The sequence below is a fragment of the Marinomonas balearica genome (assembly GCF_004362145.1).
GTDB classification, from domain to species: domain Bacteria; phylum Pseudomonadota; class Gammaproteobacteria; order Pseudomonadales; family Marinomonadaceae; genus Marinomonas; species Marinomonas balearica.
Window position 1 is genome coordinate 84,664 of record NZ_SNXC01000010.1, and the last position, 16,258, is coordinate 100,921.

14 protein-coding genes are annotated in these 16,258 nt (G+C 43.1%); 4 read left to right on the forward strand and 10 right to left on the reverse strand.

Going from position 1 to position 16,258, the window contains the following annotated elements; genetic code table 11:
- Nucleotides 1–43 precede the first annotated feature (43 nt).
- The gene (locus DFP79_RS05595) at nt 44–2,326 is read right to left on the reverse strand and encodes a 7TMR-DISM family protein (RefSeq protein ID WP_166637650.1); all 2,283 of its coding nucleotides are present in this window, start codon (nt 2,324–2,326) and stop codon (nt 44–46) included.
- A gap of 58 nt (nt 2,327–2,384) precedes the next feature.
- Here DFP79_RS05595 and DFP79_RS05600 point away from each other — a divergent pair, with 58 nt between their 5' ends.
- Nucleotides 2,385–2,636 carry a hypothetical protein gene (locus DFP79_RS05600; RefSeq protein ID WP_133502957.1) on the forward strand — a complete coding sequence of 84 codons (252 nt, stop codon included), beginning with the start codon at nt 2,385–2,387 and terminating at the stop codon, nt 2,634–2,636.
- Between the two features lie 90 nt (nt 2,637–2,726).
- On the opposite strand, the gene purD is transcribed toward DFP79_RS05600, so the two are convergent.
- From purD to dsbD, 9 genes are all read right to left on the reverse strand, one after another.
- A complete protein-coding gene (purD, locus tag DFP79_RS05605; protein ID WP_133502958.1) occupies nt 2,727–4,013 on the reverse strand; it encodes a phosphoribosylamine--glycine ligase in 1,287 nt (428 codons plus the stop codon).
- Nucleotides 4,014–4,043: 30 nt separating this feature from the next.
- Nucleotides 4,044–5,618, reverse strand: coding sequence for a bifunctional phosphoribosylaminoimidazolecarboxamide formyltransferase/IMP cyclohydrolase (gene purH, locus DFP79_RS05610; RefSeq protein ID WP_133502959.1), 1,575 nt, complete (start codon nt 5,616–5,618; stop codon nt 4,044–4,046).
- An 89-nt stretch (nt 5,619–5,707) separates the two neighbouring features.
- Nucleotides 5,708–5,986, reverse strand: coding sequence for a DNA-binding transcriptional regulator Fis (gene fis / locus DFP79_RS05615; protein ID WP_041648813.1), 279 nt, complete (start codon nt 5,984–5,986; stop codon nt 5,708–5,710).
- A 227-nt stretch (nt 5,987–6,213) separates the two neighbouring features.
- Nucleotides 6,214–7,197, reverse strand: a complete 984-nt coding sequence (dusB, locus tag DFP79_RS05620; RefSeq protein WP_133502960.1) for a tRNA dihydrouridine synthase DusB — start codon at nt 7,195–7,197, stop codon at nt 6,214–6,216.
- A 220-nt stretch (nt 7,198–7,417) separates the two neighbouring features.
- Nucleotides 7,418–8,740, reverse strand: coding sequence for a DUF3426 domain-containing protein (locus DFP79_RS05625; RefSeq protein WP_133502961.1), 1,323 nt, complete (start codon nt 8,738–8,740; stop codon nt 7,418–7,420).
- 29 nt (nt 8,741–8,769) lie between these two features.
- Entirely contained in the window at nt 8,770–9,657 is an 888-nt protein-coding gene (prmA, locus tag DFP79_RS05630) for a 50S ribosomal protein L11 methyltransferase (protein WP_133502962.1), read from the reverse strand.
- A 172-nt stretch (nt 9,658–9,829) separates the two neighbouring features.
- Nucleotides 9,830–11,170 carry an acetyl-CoA carboxylase biotin carboxylase subunit gene (gene accC, locus DFP79_RS05635; RefSeq protein WP_133502963.1) on the reverse strand — a complete coding sequence of 447 codons (1,341 nt, stop codon included), beginning with the start codon at nt 11,168–11,170 and terminating at the stop codon, nt 9,830–9,832.
- A 21-nt stretch (nt 11,171–11,191) separates the two neighbouring features.
- The gene (accB, locus tag DFP79_RS05640) at nt 11,192–11,635 is read right to left on the reverse strand and encodes an acetyl-CoA carboxylase biotin carboxyl carrier protein (RefSeq protein WP_133502964.1); all 444 of its coding nucleotides are present in this window, start codon (nt 11,633–11,635) and stop codon (nt 11,192–11,194) included.
- A 249-nt stretch (nt 11,636–11,884) separates the two neighbouring features.
- A complete protein-coding gene (dsbD, locus tag DFP79_RS05645) occupies nt 11,885–13,762 on the reverse strand; it encodes a protein-disulfide reductase DsbD (protein ID WP_133502965.1) in 1,878 nt (625 codons plus the stop codon).
- Nucleotides 13,763–13,848: 86 nt separating this feature from the next.
- On the opposite strand from dsbD, the gene DFP79_RS05650 reads away from it, so the two are divergent.
- From DFP79_RS05650 to DFP79_RS05660, 3 genes are read left to right on the forward strand one after another with little or no spacing between them, the layout of a single operon-like run.
- Nucleotides 13,849–14,694 (forward strand): tetratricopeptide repeat protein, encoded by an 846-nt coding sequence (locus tag DFP79_RS05650; protein ID WP_133502966.1) that lies wholly within the window; start codon nt 13,849–13,851, stop codon nt 14,692–14,694.
- Nucleotides 14,695–14,705: 11 nt separating this feature from the next.
- A complete protein-coding gene (locus tag DFP79_RS05655; protein ID WP_133502967.1) occupies nt 14,706–15,755 on the forward strand; it encodes a DUF2333 family protein in 1,050 nt (349 codons plus the stop codon).
- Nucleotides 15,756–15,758: 3 nt separating this feature from the next.
- A complete protein-coding gene (locus DFP79_RS05660; protein WP_133502968.1) occupies nt 15,759–16,256 on the forward strand; it encodes a GNAT family N-acetyltransferase in 498 nt (165 codons plus the stop codon).
- The last annotated feature ends 2 nt before the right edge of the window (nt 16,257–16,258 follow it).

Consider the following 16,258-nt stretch of genomic DNA (forward strand, 5'->3'; position numbering starts at 1 on the left):
GGTGGTGTGTCTATTATCGGATTCAAAATTTTTAACGCAATACTTAGGATCTTGTTTTGTTGATCTCTGACATACTATTTCTTACTAGTCTTCGTGTGATGCCGGTTAAGTAAGGTACGAGTTTAACGTCTATCTCGGATTCACTGATCATTGAGTCGAAGCCTATGATTTGGCTAAACGCAGTCGACATTTTTATATTGTTGGTAATGAGAACGCAGCGATCGATACTCTTTAGAAGAGGTTTTACACGTTTTAAATCTGGGATCGGTAGGTTCTTTTGATCTTCAAACATGATTAGAACATGTCCGATATTTAATGTCTGACTTTCTTCAAATAAGTGTGCTAACTCGCTCTGTTCCTGAACCTGAATGATACTAGAAGACCAGTTTTGAAGCAGTATTAATGTCTTACTCATAAGCGGGCTGCTTTCACCGTACACAACGACTTCAAAATCGCTGCCAGTGAGCAAGTCAAAAGAGCTTTGTTCTTTTTGTTCATGTGCGAGTATAGGGCACTCTACAATGGCTGTTCGTTCTTTAGATTCACCTGCAAACCATAGCTTTCCGTCAAGCTGCTTAACAACTGCTTGAATGTAACTTAGGCTTATATCTGCTTTAACAGACTCTTCAGCAATGCGAGATGGAACGGGTCCACACACTACTTTTAGAGTTCGTCCGCCTTCTCTTTTGTCGGCTGAAACAGAGAACGTCATATTGAGAGATTGGTCGGTGAAATGCTTAAACTCCATCATCAATATTTCAAACAGGTGACACAGCAGTTCTATATTTTCGAGCACCTCAATGTTGTCTAGAGCTTGTGTTGTAAGCTCAATATCAGAATGATCTTGATCCAGTTCGTGGAAGCGGAAATAGGCTCGCTCGATAACGCTGACGATCGCTTCCGATTGTGGCTGTTGACGTTTAGGCTTGTCTTTTAAAGCATGGTAAAAATCAATTCTTTCTACTATATGCTTTAAGTTATTGGTTGCTGATTTACCTGTTTCTAAAAGCGTTTCGTTGGCGTTTGAAGTTTTACTTAAATTGGCAAGAAAGCCATCGTAAACCTTGATTTGGCGACGTAATCGACTGGAAAGATCTGCGTATAATTCAGGGTTGTGTGCGCTTGCTTCTTTCACTAAATGTGATGCTCGCCTAATGTATGGATTGAGCCTCATGACCATCGCTGAGTAGTGGATCAAAGCTTCCGCAATGATGGAGGTGGTAAGCCCCCACTCAAACCAAAATTCACTCGGAATCACGCCGTACGCAGAGAGCAGCCATGTCGTGTGGCCTATTAATAATACGGTGCGCGCGAATACATAGTACCCAGAGTGCGGAACTTTTTTGATTTTTGCATATACCGCAACACCGAATAAAAAATAAAGCGTTAAAAACGCCAACGTCGATAAGTACAGTATGCTGAGAAGCGGTGGCGATACTGCGTATATGGTTGCTAAAAAAACGTTTAACAAGCCGACACTGTAAATCACCTTGTCGAGTTTGGGAAATGCGCTTTTGGTATCGAGGTACAGTCTAGAGAACAATGCAATTGCGGAAATACAAGTTAACGCTGCGAGGTTGTACAGTCTCTCTTGAAGACCGGTAAACTGGGGGAAATACTGATATACCTGACCGTGTAAAGCGAGATGCAGAACCGCAATACTGATTAACATGCAGCCGTAAACCATATACATTGGATGTCGGCTTGTGAAAAAGAAAAACAAATTGCTGATGAATAAAAGTATAAGAATACCCATCATCACGCCAGTCATTGTAAAGTCAAATTGCGAACGCTCGCTAAAAGAAGAAAGTGTTTCGATGTTGGCACTGATATTAATCGGCAACCTGGAAGACGCTTTTATATATAACGAGAAAACCGGAGGCGTATTGGCAGGTAGAGGGAATATGTAGTTTGCATGATTAATTGGGCGATTTTCGAAAGGGCGTAGCTCTCCAGTCTCTGCTTGCGCTTGTGTTTCAAACACACTGGGCATGTAGACATCAAGATACTGAAGGCGAGGTGCGTGGACGCTCAATACGACCGGAGTAGAAAGCGAGGTCTGGATGGCAACTTTCAATTTTATCCAAATATTGCCGTCTACGAGTCCAAACTGTAAAAATTCGTCACTTAGAGGTAAAAAACGCCGATCATAACTGTCGCTTGTGATTTCGTTGATGCCCAATTGTTTTGTGTCATCAATGTAATAACCACCAATCTCTCCCACGTTGATAGACGTATTTTTACTATTAATTAAAGCAATGTCATTAGATGCCCATGTGAGACTGCTTATTAGGGCAAAGAAGAGTAAAATAAGTCGATAAAACAAAATACTAAGCCTGATCAATTAATCCATTAGGCATCATTATTAACTGATAGGGGACTAAATGCTATATCCAATATTAGTCGAGTACTATTTGTGGTTCTGTTTCGCACTGCTTGGGATCACATGGGTAACGCGAAAAAACAACGTCAAGCTTCGTCAAAACCTGTTGTATCTATATGGCATGATCTCCGCATTGGGTTTTTTGCTTGATTTCGATTGGGTTGCAGGCGTTATTTTTGGACTCATTGTATTAGAGGTAGGGAAGGTCTTTAAAGTTTGGTTGGATCAAAAACAGCAAAACCTTAAAAAATAAGCGATGATTGATTGAAAGCGATAAAACGAAAAAGGGCTTGTTTTTGAACAAGCCCTTTTTTTTGTTACGTTAAACTACGCAAACTTGAGCTTAGTTTTTCTCGCGAGAAATAGCGCGGTGGCCAATGTCTGTGCGGAAATAAACCTTGTCCCAAGAGATCTTGTTTACAACCTCGTAAGCTCCAGCCTGCGCCTCACTAACGGTTTCTCCTAGAGAAACCGCACACAACACACGGCCTCCATTAGTGACGACTTCACCGTCTTTAACAGCGGTTCCTGCATGGAAAACTTTTTGGTGCGCTGGTAAAGCGGCATCGTGGCCCTTAATGACGTCTTCTTTATTGTAGCTTGCAGGGTAACCTCCAGCTGCTAGCACAACACCTAAACTGGCTCTTGGATCCCAATCTGTGTGAACAGAATCAAGCGTACCATTGATAGCAGCAAGACACATTTCAACCAGATCGGAACGTAGGCGCATCATTATTGGCTGAGTTTCAGGGTCACCAAAACGACAGTTGTACTCCAATACTTTTGGTGTACCGTCTTGCGCAACCATCACACCTGCGTATAGGAAACCACGGTAGCGGTTACCTTCTGCATTCATGCCTTTAACCGTTGGCATAATGACTTCATTCATGATGCGATCGTGAATTTCTGGAGTCACAACAGGAGCAGGAGAGTAAGCACCCATACCACCCGTATTTGGTCCAGTGTCGCCATTGTCACGTGCTTTATGGTCTTGACTTGAAGCCATTGGTAGAACCGTTTCGCCGTCCACGATTACGATGAAACTGGCTTCTTCACCAACAAGAAACTCTTCAACCACTACGCGGTGGCCTGCGTCGCCAAAAGCGTTGCCTTGAAGCATGTCTTCAACGGCTTCGATCGCTTCAGCTTCTGTTTGAGCTAAGATAACACCTTTACCTGCTGCAAGACCGTCTGCTTTAACAACGATTGGAGCGCCTTTTTCTTTAATGTAAGCAACCGCTGGTGCAATCTCAGTAAAGTTGCCATATTCCGCAGTAGGGATTTTATGGCGAGCAAGAAAGTCTTTAGTGAATGCTTTAGAACCTTCTAATTGAGCCGCTGCTTTAGAAGGGCCAAAAATGGCAAGGCCAGCGGCTTCGAATGCATCGACGACACCGATAACAAGCGGAGCTTCTGGGCCGACGATAGTTAAGCCAATACCGTTTTCTTTCGCAAACTCAACGAGCTCGTCAATTGCAGTTACACCGATATTAACGTTCTCAACTTTATCTTCTAGAGTTGTGCCTGCATTGCCTGGTGCTACGAAGACCTTTTCTACGTCTTGAGATTGTGCCGCCTTCCAAGCTAAAGCGTGTTCACGACCACCATTACCGATAATTAGAATTTTCATATTTTCTTTCCTTTTAATCTGCAATGAAACTTAGTGGCGGAAGTGGCGCATACCAGTGAATACCATCGCCATGCCTGCTTCGTCAGCGGCAGCGATAACTTCCTCGTCACGCATAGAACCGCCTGGTTGAATAACGGCTGTAATTCCGGCTTGAGCGGCAGCATCAATGCCATCACGGAATGGGAAGAAAGCATCAGAGGCCATTACTGAACCTTCAACTTGTAGGCTTTCGTCAGCCGCTTTGATTCCGGCGATTTTCGCACTGTATACACGGCTCATTTGACCTGCGCCGACACCAATTGTTTGGCCTGCTTTCGCGTAAACAATCGCATTAGATTTAACAAATTTTGCGACTTTCCAAGCAAATAGCAGATCTTCAAGTTCTTCTTTAGAAGGTTGGCGCTTAGATACGACTTTAAGGTCACCCAAGGTAATTGCACCGTCATCACGATCTTGAACGAGTAAACCGCCATTTACGCGCTTGTAGTCAAGTGCTGTTGGTTTTTCTGCAGACCATTCACCACATTCTAGTAGTCGAACATTCTGTTTAGCGGCCACAATTTGTTTTGCTTCTTCAGTGATGCTTGGGGCAATGATCACTTCAACAAATTGGCGGTCAATGATGGCTTGCGCAGTATTTGCGTCTAGTGCCTGATTGAAGGCGATAATGCCGCCAAATGCAGACGTTGGGTCTGTTTGGAAAGCAAGGTCGTACGCTTCAAGCTGAGTGGATGCCGTTGCAACGCCACATGGGTTAGCATGTTTTACGATTACGCAGGCTGCTTCTGTAAAGCTTTTTACGCACTCGAGTGCCGCATCGGTGTCCGCAATATTGTTGTATGACAGAGCCTTGCCCTGAATTTGTTTCGCTGTGCTAATAGATGCTTCTTGTGGGTTAGCTTCCACATAGAACGCTGCTTTTTGGTGAGGGTTTTCACCGTAGCGCATTTCTTCTTGTTTATTAAACTGAAGATTAAATGTGCGCGGGAAGTTTTCGCTGCCACCTTGAACTTTTTGTCCTAGGTAGTTTGCAATAGCACCGTCGTAGTTTGATGTGTGTTCGAAGGCTTCAACAGCAAGGTGGAAGCGCTGATCGTATGTCAGACCATTGTCAGATTTGATTGCATTGATAATGCCTTCGTAATTTGATGGAGAGACGACAATGGCAACATCTTTGTGATTTTTTGCGGCAGAGCGAACCATAGTTGGTCCACCAATATCGATGTTTTCGATTGCCAGAGGCAAATCACAATCTGGGCGTGCGATGGTTTCTTCAAATGGGTAAAGGTTTACTACAACCATATCGATTTCATTGATGCCATGTTCTTTCATCACATCGCCATCGATATCTCTACGTCCCAAGATTCCACCGTGAACTTTAGGGTGAAGTGTTTTGACACGTCCATCCATCATTTCAGGGAAACCTGTGTAATCTGATACTTCTGTCGCCGCAACGTTGTTTTCCAGTAGCAGGCGGTATGTGCCGCCAGTCGATAAAATTTCAACATTTTGTGCGACCAGTTCACGAGCGAATTCGACAATGCCTGTTTTGTCAGAAACACTGATTAGTGCGCGCTTTATAGGAGTTACGTTTTGATTTGCCATTGTGGTTCTCGCAATCTAATTAACGTGATAATTGTAAGGGGAGTAGGGGTGGTAAAAACAAGAAAAGGGCGTAAAACGCCCTTTCTTAGTTATAGCATACCGTATTGCTTAAGCTTTTTGCGCAATGTTCCTCGGTTTAAACCAAGGATAGTTGATGCTTTGGTCTGATTGTCCTTTGTGTAGTTCATTACAGACTCAAGTAGAGGAGCTTCGACTTCTGCCAATACCAATTGGTAGAGATCTGTTACTGGTTGCCCATCCAAGTGAGTGAAATAGTTTTGTAGGGCCTTCTCTACGTTGTCACGAAGAGTTTGTGACTGCTCCGAAGATGCAGACTGAAACGTTTGAGTGTGTGTTTGTTCTACCACAGAATAACCTTTTAGATTTAAGCCAACTATATAAGATAAAATGAACCGTTAAGAAGTTCATTTTATCTCAATATGAAGCATTCATTGCGCCTGTATAGTAGGCGTACCTACATGATAAAGGGCGCAGTAAATGCTTTTTTACTAGATTTGTTTCTTTAAAAGCGCATTGCTTAAGCAGTCAGATTATTCATACGACGTGTATACAGTGCCGTATTAACGTACAACCTTTAGCGAAATGGTCGCTCATAAGAAACAAAAAAACTTTCCAATATATCTAATTGCTCAGTCGCATTATCTGTTTTATTAAACAGGCTGCGAAATGAGCTTGTGTCCACCAGTGTTTTTAAATACCAGCCGACATGCTTACGTGCAATTCTGACTCCCATAAAATCGCCATAAAACTGATGCAGTGCTCTTACATGCTCTACAACAGTCGATTTAATGCTATCCATATCTGGCGAAGGTGGAAGTTCTCCAAAACGCAAGTAATGGTTTATCTCGTTAAATATCCAAGGCCTTCCTTGAGCCGCTCTACCGATCATGACTGCGTCGGCGTTGGTGTACTTCATTACATACTGAGCTGTTTTAGCATCAACAATGTCGCCATTTGCAAATACTGGAATACCGACAGCTTGCTTAATTTCTGCAATGGTGTCGTACTCCACGTCACCTTGAAATTTACAAGCACGCGTTCGACCGTGGACTGCTAACGCTTGGATGCCGCAATCTTCAGCAATTTTTGCAATGGTAAGTCCATTACGTTGTTCTGGAGACCAGCCTGTTCGAATTTTTAATGTAACAGGCACGTCGACACTATCTACAACCGACTTCAATATATCTTGAACAAGAGGTTCATCTTTCAAAAGTGCAGACCCTGCTGCTTTGTTAAGTACTTTTTTCGCAGGGCAGCCCATATTTATGTCGATAATTTGCGCACCTAGTTCGACATTTTTTTTCGCAGCCTCAACCATCATTTCAGCATTAGCACCTGCTATCTGAACGGATCGAGGTTGTATTTCTTTGTCGTGGACGAGTCTGTGTTTACTCTTTGTAGAGTTCCAAAGGCGAACATCAGAGGTCACCATCTCAGATACGACTAAACCAGCGCCTTGTTGATAGCAAAGGCGTCGGAACGGTAGGTCTGTTACGCCCGCCATAGGGGCTAAAATTACAGGCCTGTCTATCTTGTATGAGCCAATAGCGAAAGCCATATTGCTCCTGAAATCTGAATCAAATGTTAAAGATCTGTAACTCTGTCGAGCGGGCGAGAATAATACCTATGGGAATTGTGTTTTTGAAGTCTTGACAATGCAAAAATTGGCTATTTTTTGTTCTTATTTGCATCTTATATGATGATATTGCTGTCAGGCACGTATCTAAGTCGTTCTAAGGTGGGAAAATTGCATATCTTATACGCTTAAGATGCTGTTTTTAGTATGACCTTGTTTCAGCTGAATAGACTTTCAATTCGTGGGTTACAGCGCGTGCACCAGGATCGACAATTGGAATGACCAAGTGGATCGGTGTGTTTGGCGGCATGTAAGTTATGTCTAGAAAATCCTTGTGTAAGTAATTTTCAGGAGAAAATAACCTTGCGGCCACGGGTGAGCTATTTAAATCGTAGAACTCCAGCGCTATTTTTGGCATGGGTTGAGCGTACGAACTGGTGTTCGTCATAATTGCGTTGACGAGAAGGGCATTCGATCTTTGTGGGTGGCTTTGAATGCGGACATGTTGAATGGTGATGGATTCTATATTTTCAAATGCCGGTAATGCGCAGCCAGTGTATGTGCAAGCTGTGCGATAAAGGCCTCTAAATTGTTCTGATCGACTGCCGAGATCAAAAAAGTGTATCAGGACTTGGCTGGCGAGTACGAGAAGGCCAATAAAAAAGCCCAATGACCAAAGTGTCGTATGTTTGCTCTTTCTTTCTGGTGCAGACTCTTCTTCCACAAGGTGAGCGAGGCTATTTGTGGCCGCTAACGTATTCATGGATTCTTGGAATTCATGTTGTGCGTTGCTTAATTTAGGGGCTTGATCCGAGACGTTTTGAGCAAGAGAATGCAATGCTTGCATATAATCAGGCTCATCGTTGTGAGTGTGCTCTTCAACGAGTTGATTCGGGTTCGCTTCTTTCGTGCCATTGACCTCACGGTGCTTCTGTCGAGTCGGCTCTTGGTGCTGATTAATCGTTTTTGATTTGCGCTCAGTATTTGGAGTGGGTGCGTGACTTATATTTGCTTCGATCTCAGCAAGTTCAATTTCCCAAGGCGCTGGATTCTCTGCCGAGCTTGTATTGGAGCGTGGCACAGGGCTGCGTTCTTTAAGTTGATCTGTGTCATTTGCATTTAGAGTGAAGGTGTCTTTGGGTGGCTCGCTCACCAGTTCCAAATCATCTTCTTTGAACAAGGTGTTCAGCCAGTTAGGATTAACGATCTCTTCGTCGGCTGCGGTAAACAACGGGGGGCTGTTTTCGTTTACAGGTTTTACTGGCGGTGTCCCTGTATATTGCTGTTCAGACGTATTTGAGAGCTGTGATTGTAGGTCTGTCTCAGACTCAGCGTTTGAAGGAGTAGGGTCGCCATTTACTTTCTTGGAAGGGTTCTTCGGTTTTTGAACAGGCGTTTCTTGTGCTTCAAATATATGGAAGCACTGGCCGCATCGAACTTTGCCGGCGGCCATTTTTAGAACGTCATCGGTCACACGAAATGCTGTCGAGCATTTGGGACAACGAGTAATGAAATTACCTGTCATTTCGATGATCGCCTTCCTTTTCAATTTTTCTACTTTTTCGTAGCAACAATTCTAATCCACTCTTCTTTTTCTACGATGCTTTCAATGTCGAACCATGGTTTATAGGCTTCAACAACATCCTGTGCTTGATTTGCTAAAACACCAGAAAGAGCGAGTTGCCCACCCGATTTTACCGTTGCAGAAATAACGGTGGCTAATTCCGCCAGCGGTCCGGCCAATATGTTTGCAACGACCAAGTCAGCTTGTAAATCGGAATCGTAAGGTGGAAGTTTTACTTCGTACTTTGATGATTCTATATTATTTCGTTCTGCGTTTGCACGGGTAGCTTCTACTGCTTGTGGGTCTATGTCGATACCAATCATTTGTTTGGCGCCTAATAGAAGACCCGCAATGCCTAAAATACCAGATCCACAACCGTAATCTATGATGCTTTTATTATCGCAATCAACACTGTCCAACCATTCTAAACAAAGCGCTGTTGTCGGGTGTGTTCCCGTACCAAATGCCAATCCAGGATCGAGCATTAATGTTATTGCGTTTTCGTCTGGAACTTCACGCCAAGTAGGACAAACCCAGAGGCGGTTACCAAACTGTATTGGATGATAGTTATCCATCCATTCTCGAATCCAATCTTTATCTTCGAGAATTTCTATTTTCAAATCAATGTTTGTTTGGCCCAGCTTTTCCGCGCAGTGCTCAATAACAGGGCGAATGTGTTCAATGTCTGAATCGGCTTCAAATAGCCCCGTTACCTTAGTGTGTTTCCATAAAGGTGTTGTATTCAAATCAGGTTCATACACCGGATCGTCGTATACATCCTCAAATGTGACTACCATAGCGCCACACTCTAGTAGTGAGTCCTCAAACGAGGGAACATGATCAGGAGTAGTGTGAATACGAATTTGTAGCCAAGACATAAAGCGAGTCGTCCTAAGTGTACTTCTTTCTGATTGTAGAGCGAGATATTAGGCTCATTCTAGATCGATTAATGAGAAGGAATATAAAAGGACATATCAAATAGAACTTGATACGTCCTGAAGCTCAATCTGCCGAATTACATTACGATGTAATTCGGCAGTGGTCAATGAATTATAGACCGAGTTTCTTTTCTAGATAATGGATATTAACGCCACCTTCAATGAAGTTCGGATCTGTTGAAAGATCTTTTTGTAGCGCAATATTGGTTTTAATACCGTCTACAAATGTTTCTTCTAAAGCAACAGATAGGCGCTTTAATGCAAGCTCGCGACTGTCTGCATGACAGATGATCTTAGCGATCATAGAGTCATACGTAGGTGGAACCAAATAACCACTGTAAAGGTGAGAGTCAACGCGAACACCCATACCGCCTGGAGCGTGGAAGTAGTTTACTTTACCTGGGCTTGGCATAAAGGTTTTAGGATCTTCTGCGTTGATACGAGCTTCAACAGCATGCCCTTTTAACGTAACGTCTTCTTGTTTGATCGATAATGGTTGACCAGATGCAATACGCAGCTGTTCTTTGACGATATCGATACCCGTTACCATTTCAGTAACAGGGTGCTCTACTTGAACACGCGTGTTCATTTCAATGAAATAGAAATGCCCATCTTCGTACAAAAATTCAAATGTGCCGGCACCGCGGTAACCAATTTTGATGCACGCATCAACACATGCTTTAAGACATTTTTCGCGAGATTCTTGATTCAGCATTGGAGCAGGCGCTTCTTCAAGTACTTTTTGATGGCGACGTTGTAATGAGCAATCACGATCATATAGATGAACCGCGTTACCTTGACCGTCAGCGATGACCTGAACTTCGACGTGACGAGGGTTTTGTAGGAATTTTTCCATGTAAACCGTGCTGTCGCCGAAGTATGAACCCGCTTCAGACTGAGTGATGCTGATGGATTTTAATAGGCTTGCTTCATTGTGAACAACTCGCATGCCTCGACCGCCACCGCCAGCTGCGGCTTTAACGATAACCGGAAAGCCAATTTCGCGAGCGATTTTAAGACACTCTTCTGGGTCCGATGGTACTGGACCATTTGATCCTGGTACGGTTGGAACGCCTGCTTCTTTCATCGCTTTGATAGCGGAAACCTTATCGCCCATTAGGCGTATGGTTTCTGCTTTTGGTCCGATGAATGTAAAACCAGAATTTTCGACTTGTTCTGCAAAGTCAGCATTTTCTGCTAAAAAACCGTATCCTGGGTGGATGGCAGATGTATCTGTCAGTTCCGCAGCGCTGATTAAAGCAGGAATATTCAAATAGCTGTCTTTTGAAGGGTTAGGCCCAATACAAATTGTTTCGTCAGCTAAGCGAACGTGAAGTAAGTCGCGGTCTATTTTAGAATGTACTGCAACTGTTTTAATACCGAGTTCTTTACATGCACGAAGAATACGAAGTGCAATTTCGCCTCGGTTTGCGATCAATACCTTATCAAGCATGATAAAACCTATAGCCGTAAATTAAACGATAGTTACAAGAGGTTGATCAAATTCAACGGGCTCGCCGTCTTCAACAAGGATCGCACCAATCGTACCAGCTTTGTCAGCTTCGATCTGGTTCATCATTTTCATCGCTTCTACGATACAAATAGTGTCACCAACATTTACTTTTTGGCCGACTTCAACGAATGCTTTTGCACCTGGTGCAGAAGATTTGTAGTAAGTACCTACCATTGGAGATTTAACAGCATGGCCTGTAACTTCTTCAGGTCCTGCTGCTGGAGCTGCGGCTGGAGCAGCAACAGGAGCTGCTGCAACAGGAGCAGGTGCTGCAACAGCCGCTACTTGTACTGGTGCACCACCGCGGCTAATGCGAACAGCTTCTTCGCCTTCTTTAATCTCAATTTCGTAAACATTGGATTCTTCTAGTAGTTCGATTAGCTTTTTGATTTTACGAATGTCCATGACGGTACTCTTTTCTGTCGTATTGTATGAAATGCCTGATGACTAAAATCAGACTTTAAAAGAAATTCTGTAGAACTCAGTGAATTGCATAGCAAATGAAATGACTCGCCTAAAATGGGCTTCTTTATGTAATTTCGTATATTTCACTGAGTTATTTGATGGCAAATTATCGTTAAAATCCGCGAAATTGTCCAGTTTTGCTGTTAAATAGATAAAACAGGCTTTTATTGGTTGTAATTTGATCAGAGGTTAACCTTGTCTGCTTTGTTGGAGTAACTGTAGCCTTTGAATTACCTCTTCTTTAGTCGGTTCACCTACAACTTTGAGCTCTTTTTCTTCTTTTCCTTGAGGGTTTATAAAGACAAGTGAAGGAGGGCCAAACAGTTCAAAGTGCTGCATGAGTTGTTTGTTGCTATTTGAATTGGCTGTTACATCGACGCGGATTATTTTTACATTTTTCCAATAAGGGTAGACGTCAGGCGATTTAAAGATCTCTTCTTCAATCACCTTACAGCTGATGCACCAATCAGCATACAGATCCAGCACCATTGGGTGCCCGACATTTGCGGCTTTTACGGCATCTAATTCAGATAAAGATCCAATGGTTGCGGCATAAGGAACCGTAGATTGCGTCTGCATATTGTTGCCGGATAATGCCAGTTTTTGGAATGGTGTGGCAGGGTTGTTCGCTCCACTCAAGGTGCCGATGGAAAGGCTTACGGCCAGCACACTTGAAAGCAGCGCCAAAAACCAGCGGACAGGGTGGGAAGCGAGTGCAACGGCTCTGTGAATAAAGTAGGAAGCGAGAACTAAAAAGAATATTGCCCACAGAGCGACGCTGAGCTCTCCAGAAATAAAGCGAGACATAAGCCAGATCGAAATACTGAGTAATCCGAACCCCATAATAAACTTGATGTCATTTAGCCATTCACCGTTTTTGGGTAGAGCGCGTGCCCCAAAATAGCCAACTAATAACAACGGTGCGCCCATACCTAAGGCCATTGTAAACAGCATACCTGCGCCATATAAACTGTCGCCAGAACTGCTGATGTATAGAATAACGCCTGCAAGTGGTGCTGATACGCAAGGTGAGACAATAAGAGTGGCTATCACGCCCGAAAATGCGACTGCGACGTAGTGTGATAACGCCGAGCGATTAGAGTTTGATTGTACTTGAGTCGAAAAATTCTGAAGTCGGTTCGTAAGGAAAGTAGGGAGCCTAATTTCAAATAACCCAAACATTGCGAAGCTTAAAAAGACAAATAAAGCCGCGCTTAGGCTGATAACAATGGGGCTTTGTAAGGCTGCTTGTATATTAAGCTGAGTGCCAAAAAGACCTGCTAGCGCACCGATAAGTGCATAAGTGGATGCCATTGACACAACATAAATGAACGAAAGACCTAGCCCTTTTAAAGCGGTAGATTTTGAGCCTACGACAATTGCGCTCACAATAGGAATCATTGGTAAAACACAGGGAGTAAGAGATAAAAGCAATCCTAGGCCAAACATGACTCCTAAACTCACCTGCCATGAATTGCTTTGTAGTGTTTCGGTTACGCTTGATGCTGTGGACGCTTTGGTGTTTTCAAGTGGTACAGGTTGCTGTATTTCCTTGAGTTGATTGTCAAAACTCGTCGATTTCTTGGCTGCTAGGTTAGAGTCGTGAACGGTAAAGTAAATAGGAGATGTTTGAGGAGGGTAGCACAATCCTTTCTCAGCACACCCTTGGTAGCCGATTAGAGCTTCTAGCTCCGTATTTTTTGTAAGTCCGCCTACAGGGGTTATTTCAACGTCAAGGGTATCATGATAGACCTCGACGTCTCCAAAATATGGATCGTGCTTGGGTTCGCCTTTCGGTATATAGGAAAACGCGAATTTATCCGCATCTTGTCCTTTTAGTTTTAACTGATGTTTATAAAGATAGTAGCCCTCTTTAATTTGCCATGTGGCTATGAGGCGATTGTTTTGTTTATTGACAGATAGGACAAAAGCTTGCTCAACAGGTAAAAATTCAGAGCTCGATGACGCATTATTTGATCCAAAAGAAGAGTCAAAATTAAAAGCGTTTGCATACGGTGCAAACATGACGCACAGGAAGATAGAAAAGCTATGTAAAAATTGTCTCATTTAAAACGTGTCGTAGGAGTTTTCATATTAATGTCAGCACTATAGACTACCAGTGCGCCAAAAAGTTGCTACATGAGAGTCTAAAATTGATAAAAAAGTACTTTTATTTCCTCGTTGTTGTTTTGTGTGTGTCTGGTTGTGCTGGAAACCCAAAACAAAAAGACAATAGTTCGGTATTGCCATTAGAGAGTGCAATAGGCAACGATGCGGAAGGTTCCATAGAACATGAGAACCAACAAAATATCGTTGCGTCGGCTACCTTAGATACGAGCGTAGAAAATAGCGAGTCTAATTTTCCAGATGGCGGGGGCACGACGGCAAAGTATGCAAAAAGCAAAGATAAAATAGTAAATCGGCTATTGTATCTGGCGCGTGTCGCTTTTGATAAAAAACGCTTTTTGACGCCCGCTCATGACAATGCCAATCTATATTATCAAGCTGCGCTTGGTCGAGAGCCTGGAAACTACGATGCCACACTAGGGTTAGCTGAAATTGTAGAAACCTACATTGAATGGGCTCAAAACGCAGCCTCGAACCACCAATACAAAGTGGCCTATCGTTATCTAAATAAAGCAAAATCGGTTAACCCTCAAGACCCCTTGATATCTGAGACCTTCGCTCAAATATCTGGAGAAGAACGTGAACGAAAACAAAAACGAGCAAGTGTCGTTCGTAGTAATGATTCTTCTGTATCGAATCGGTATTATTTGCCATCCAATCTATTTAGATTGAGCGAAACGGAAATTCTTGCAAAAATGCAACCTATTATTGATAGAGTAAACCTTAAACAAGAAAGGTTGGTTATTAATTGGGCAAACGACAAAGAAGCTAGGCTGATATATCAAATTATTAACAGTCGTACGTCAGAATTTAGAGTGCGGGCGATGATTCATCATCGAACTGACTATTCAATCGAACTTAAACCAAATTAGGAAACAATTGCATGGCGAATTTAATTGATCGCATTGCGTTTTGGAAGCATACCGATAACTTATCGGGAATAGGTAAAGGGGTTGTCGCAGGCCTGTTAGTGATTGTACTGATTTTGGGAGGCTTGGGGTTCTATTGGAGTCAGGCTCCGAGCAGTTTTGATGTGGTTGCTGCGGCCAAGGCTAGAGCGGAACAACGAGGCTATCTCAATAACAGCAAAAAGCTGGCGGTAGGCTACACAACGTCAAATACACTGTATGAAATTGTTGATACATTGCTCGAAAAGCCAGGCGGATTCATAACCAACGATATCATGCCTCCCGGTGTGTTTATGGATAACATGCCAGCTTGGGAATTTGGTGTTTTGGTGCAGTCTCGTGACCTAGCACGCGCATTAAGAAAAGAGTTTAGTCGTTCACAGTCTCAGTCGACTGAAGATGTGAACCTAAAAGTGGCGGAGCCGCAGTATAACTTTGATAACAAAAGCTGGGCGCTTCCTTCCAGTGAAAGTGAATATCAAAAAGGGAACGATGAGCTATTAGCGTACTTGGATCGATTGGCAAACAAAGCCGATTCAAACGCCCAGTTTTACGCTCGTGCGGACAATCTACGGGATTGGCTGTCTGACGTATCAACGCGCTTAGGTTCTCTTTCTCAGCGATTGTCCGCAAGTGTTGTAAAAGTACGTGAAAATACCGATCTTGCCGGAGACCCAACGGCTAGACAATCCACAGAAACCTCATCACATACGTATGTGCGGACGCCATGGACTCAAATTGACGATGTTTTTTATGAGGCGCGTGGTGCTAGTTGGGCGCTAATTCATATCTTGCGAGCAATTGAAGTGGATTTCGTATTTACATTGCAAGATAAAAACGCACTTGTGAGCTTACGACAAATCATTCGAGAATTAGAGTCGACACAAGCTACCGTGTGGTCTCCTATGATATTAAATGGCAGCGGTTTTGGTATGTTAGCGAATCACTCGCTTGTAATGGCGTCTTATATCTCCCGCGCTAATGCCGCTATTATTGACCTACGTAGATTGCTTGAACAAGGTTAAAGTGTGTTTGTTTCGGAGCAGAATGTAATTCAGGTGCGTCACGCAAGATTGGATGATGCGCCTTTTATTCTGGATATTTATCAACAGCACATTGCATTCGATGACATTACTCTTGTTACTGCAATCAGTTGGATTGAGCAAGCGACAGAGCAACGGCCTGTTTGGGTCGCAACGTATGAAAACGAAATAGTGGGCTGGTGCTCATTAGAGCCTTATTATGGTTTGAAAGCGTTTGATCATGTTGCCGAGTTGGGGCTGTATATTGCTAAAAAGTGGCGCAGAAATGGGGTCGGGAAAACACTGATTAAGAAGATTGAGCACGATTCACATGATTTAAATTTATCTACGATTGTGGTTAATATTTTTTCAGGGAACACATCGAGTATCCAGTTTTTTGAGCAGCAAAATTTTAGTCACTATGGTGTCGTGCCCAATGCAGTAAAACTGCCCCATAATGACCTAGAAAACATGGTGATTATGGGGGTCGAATTTACCCAATAATG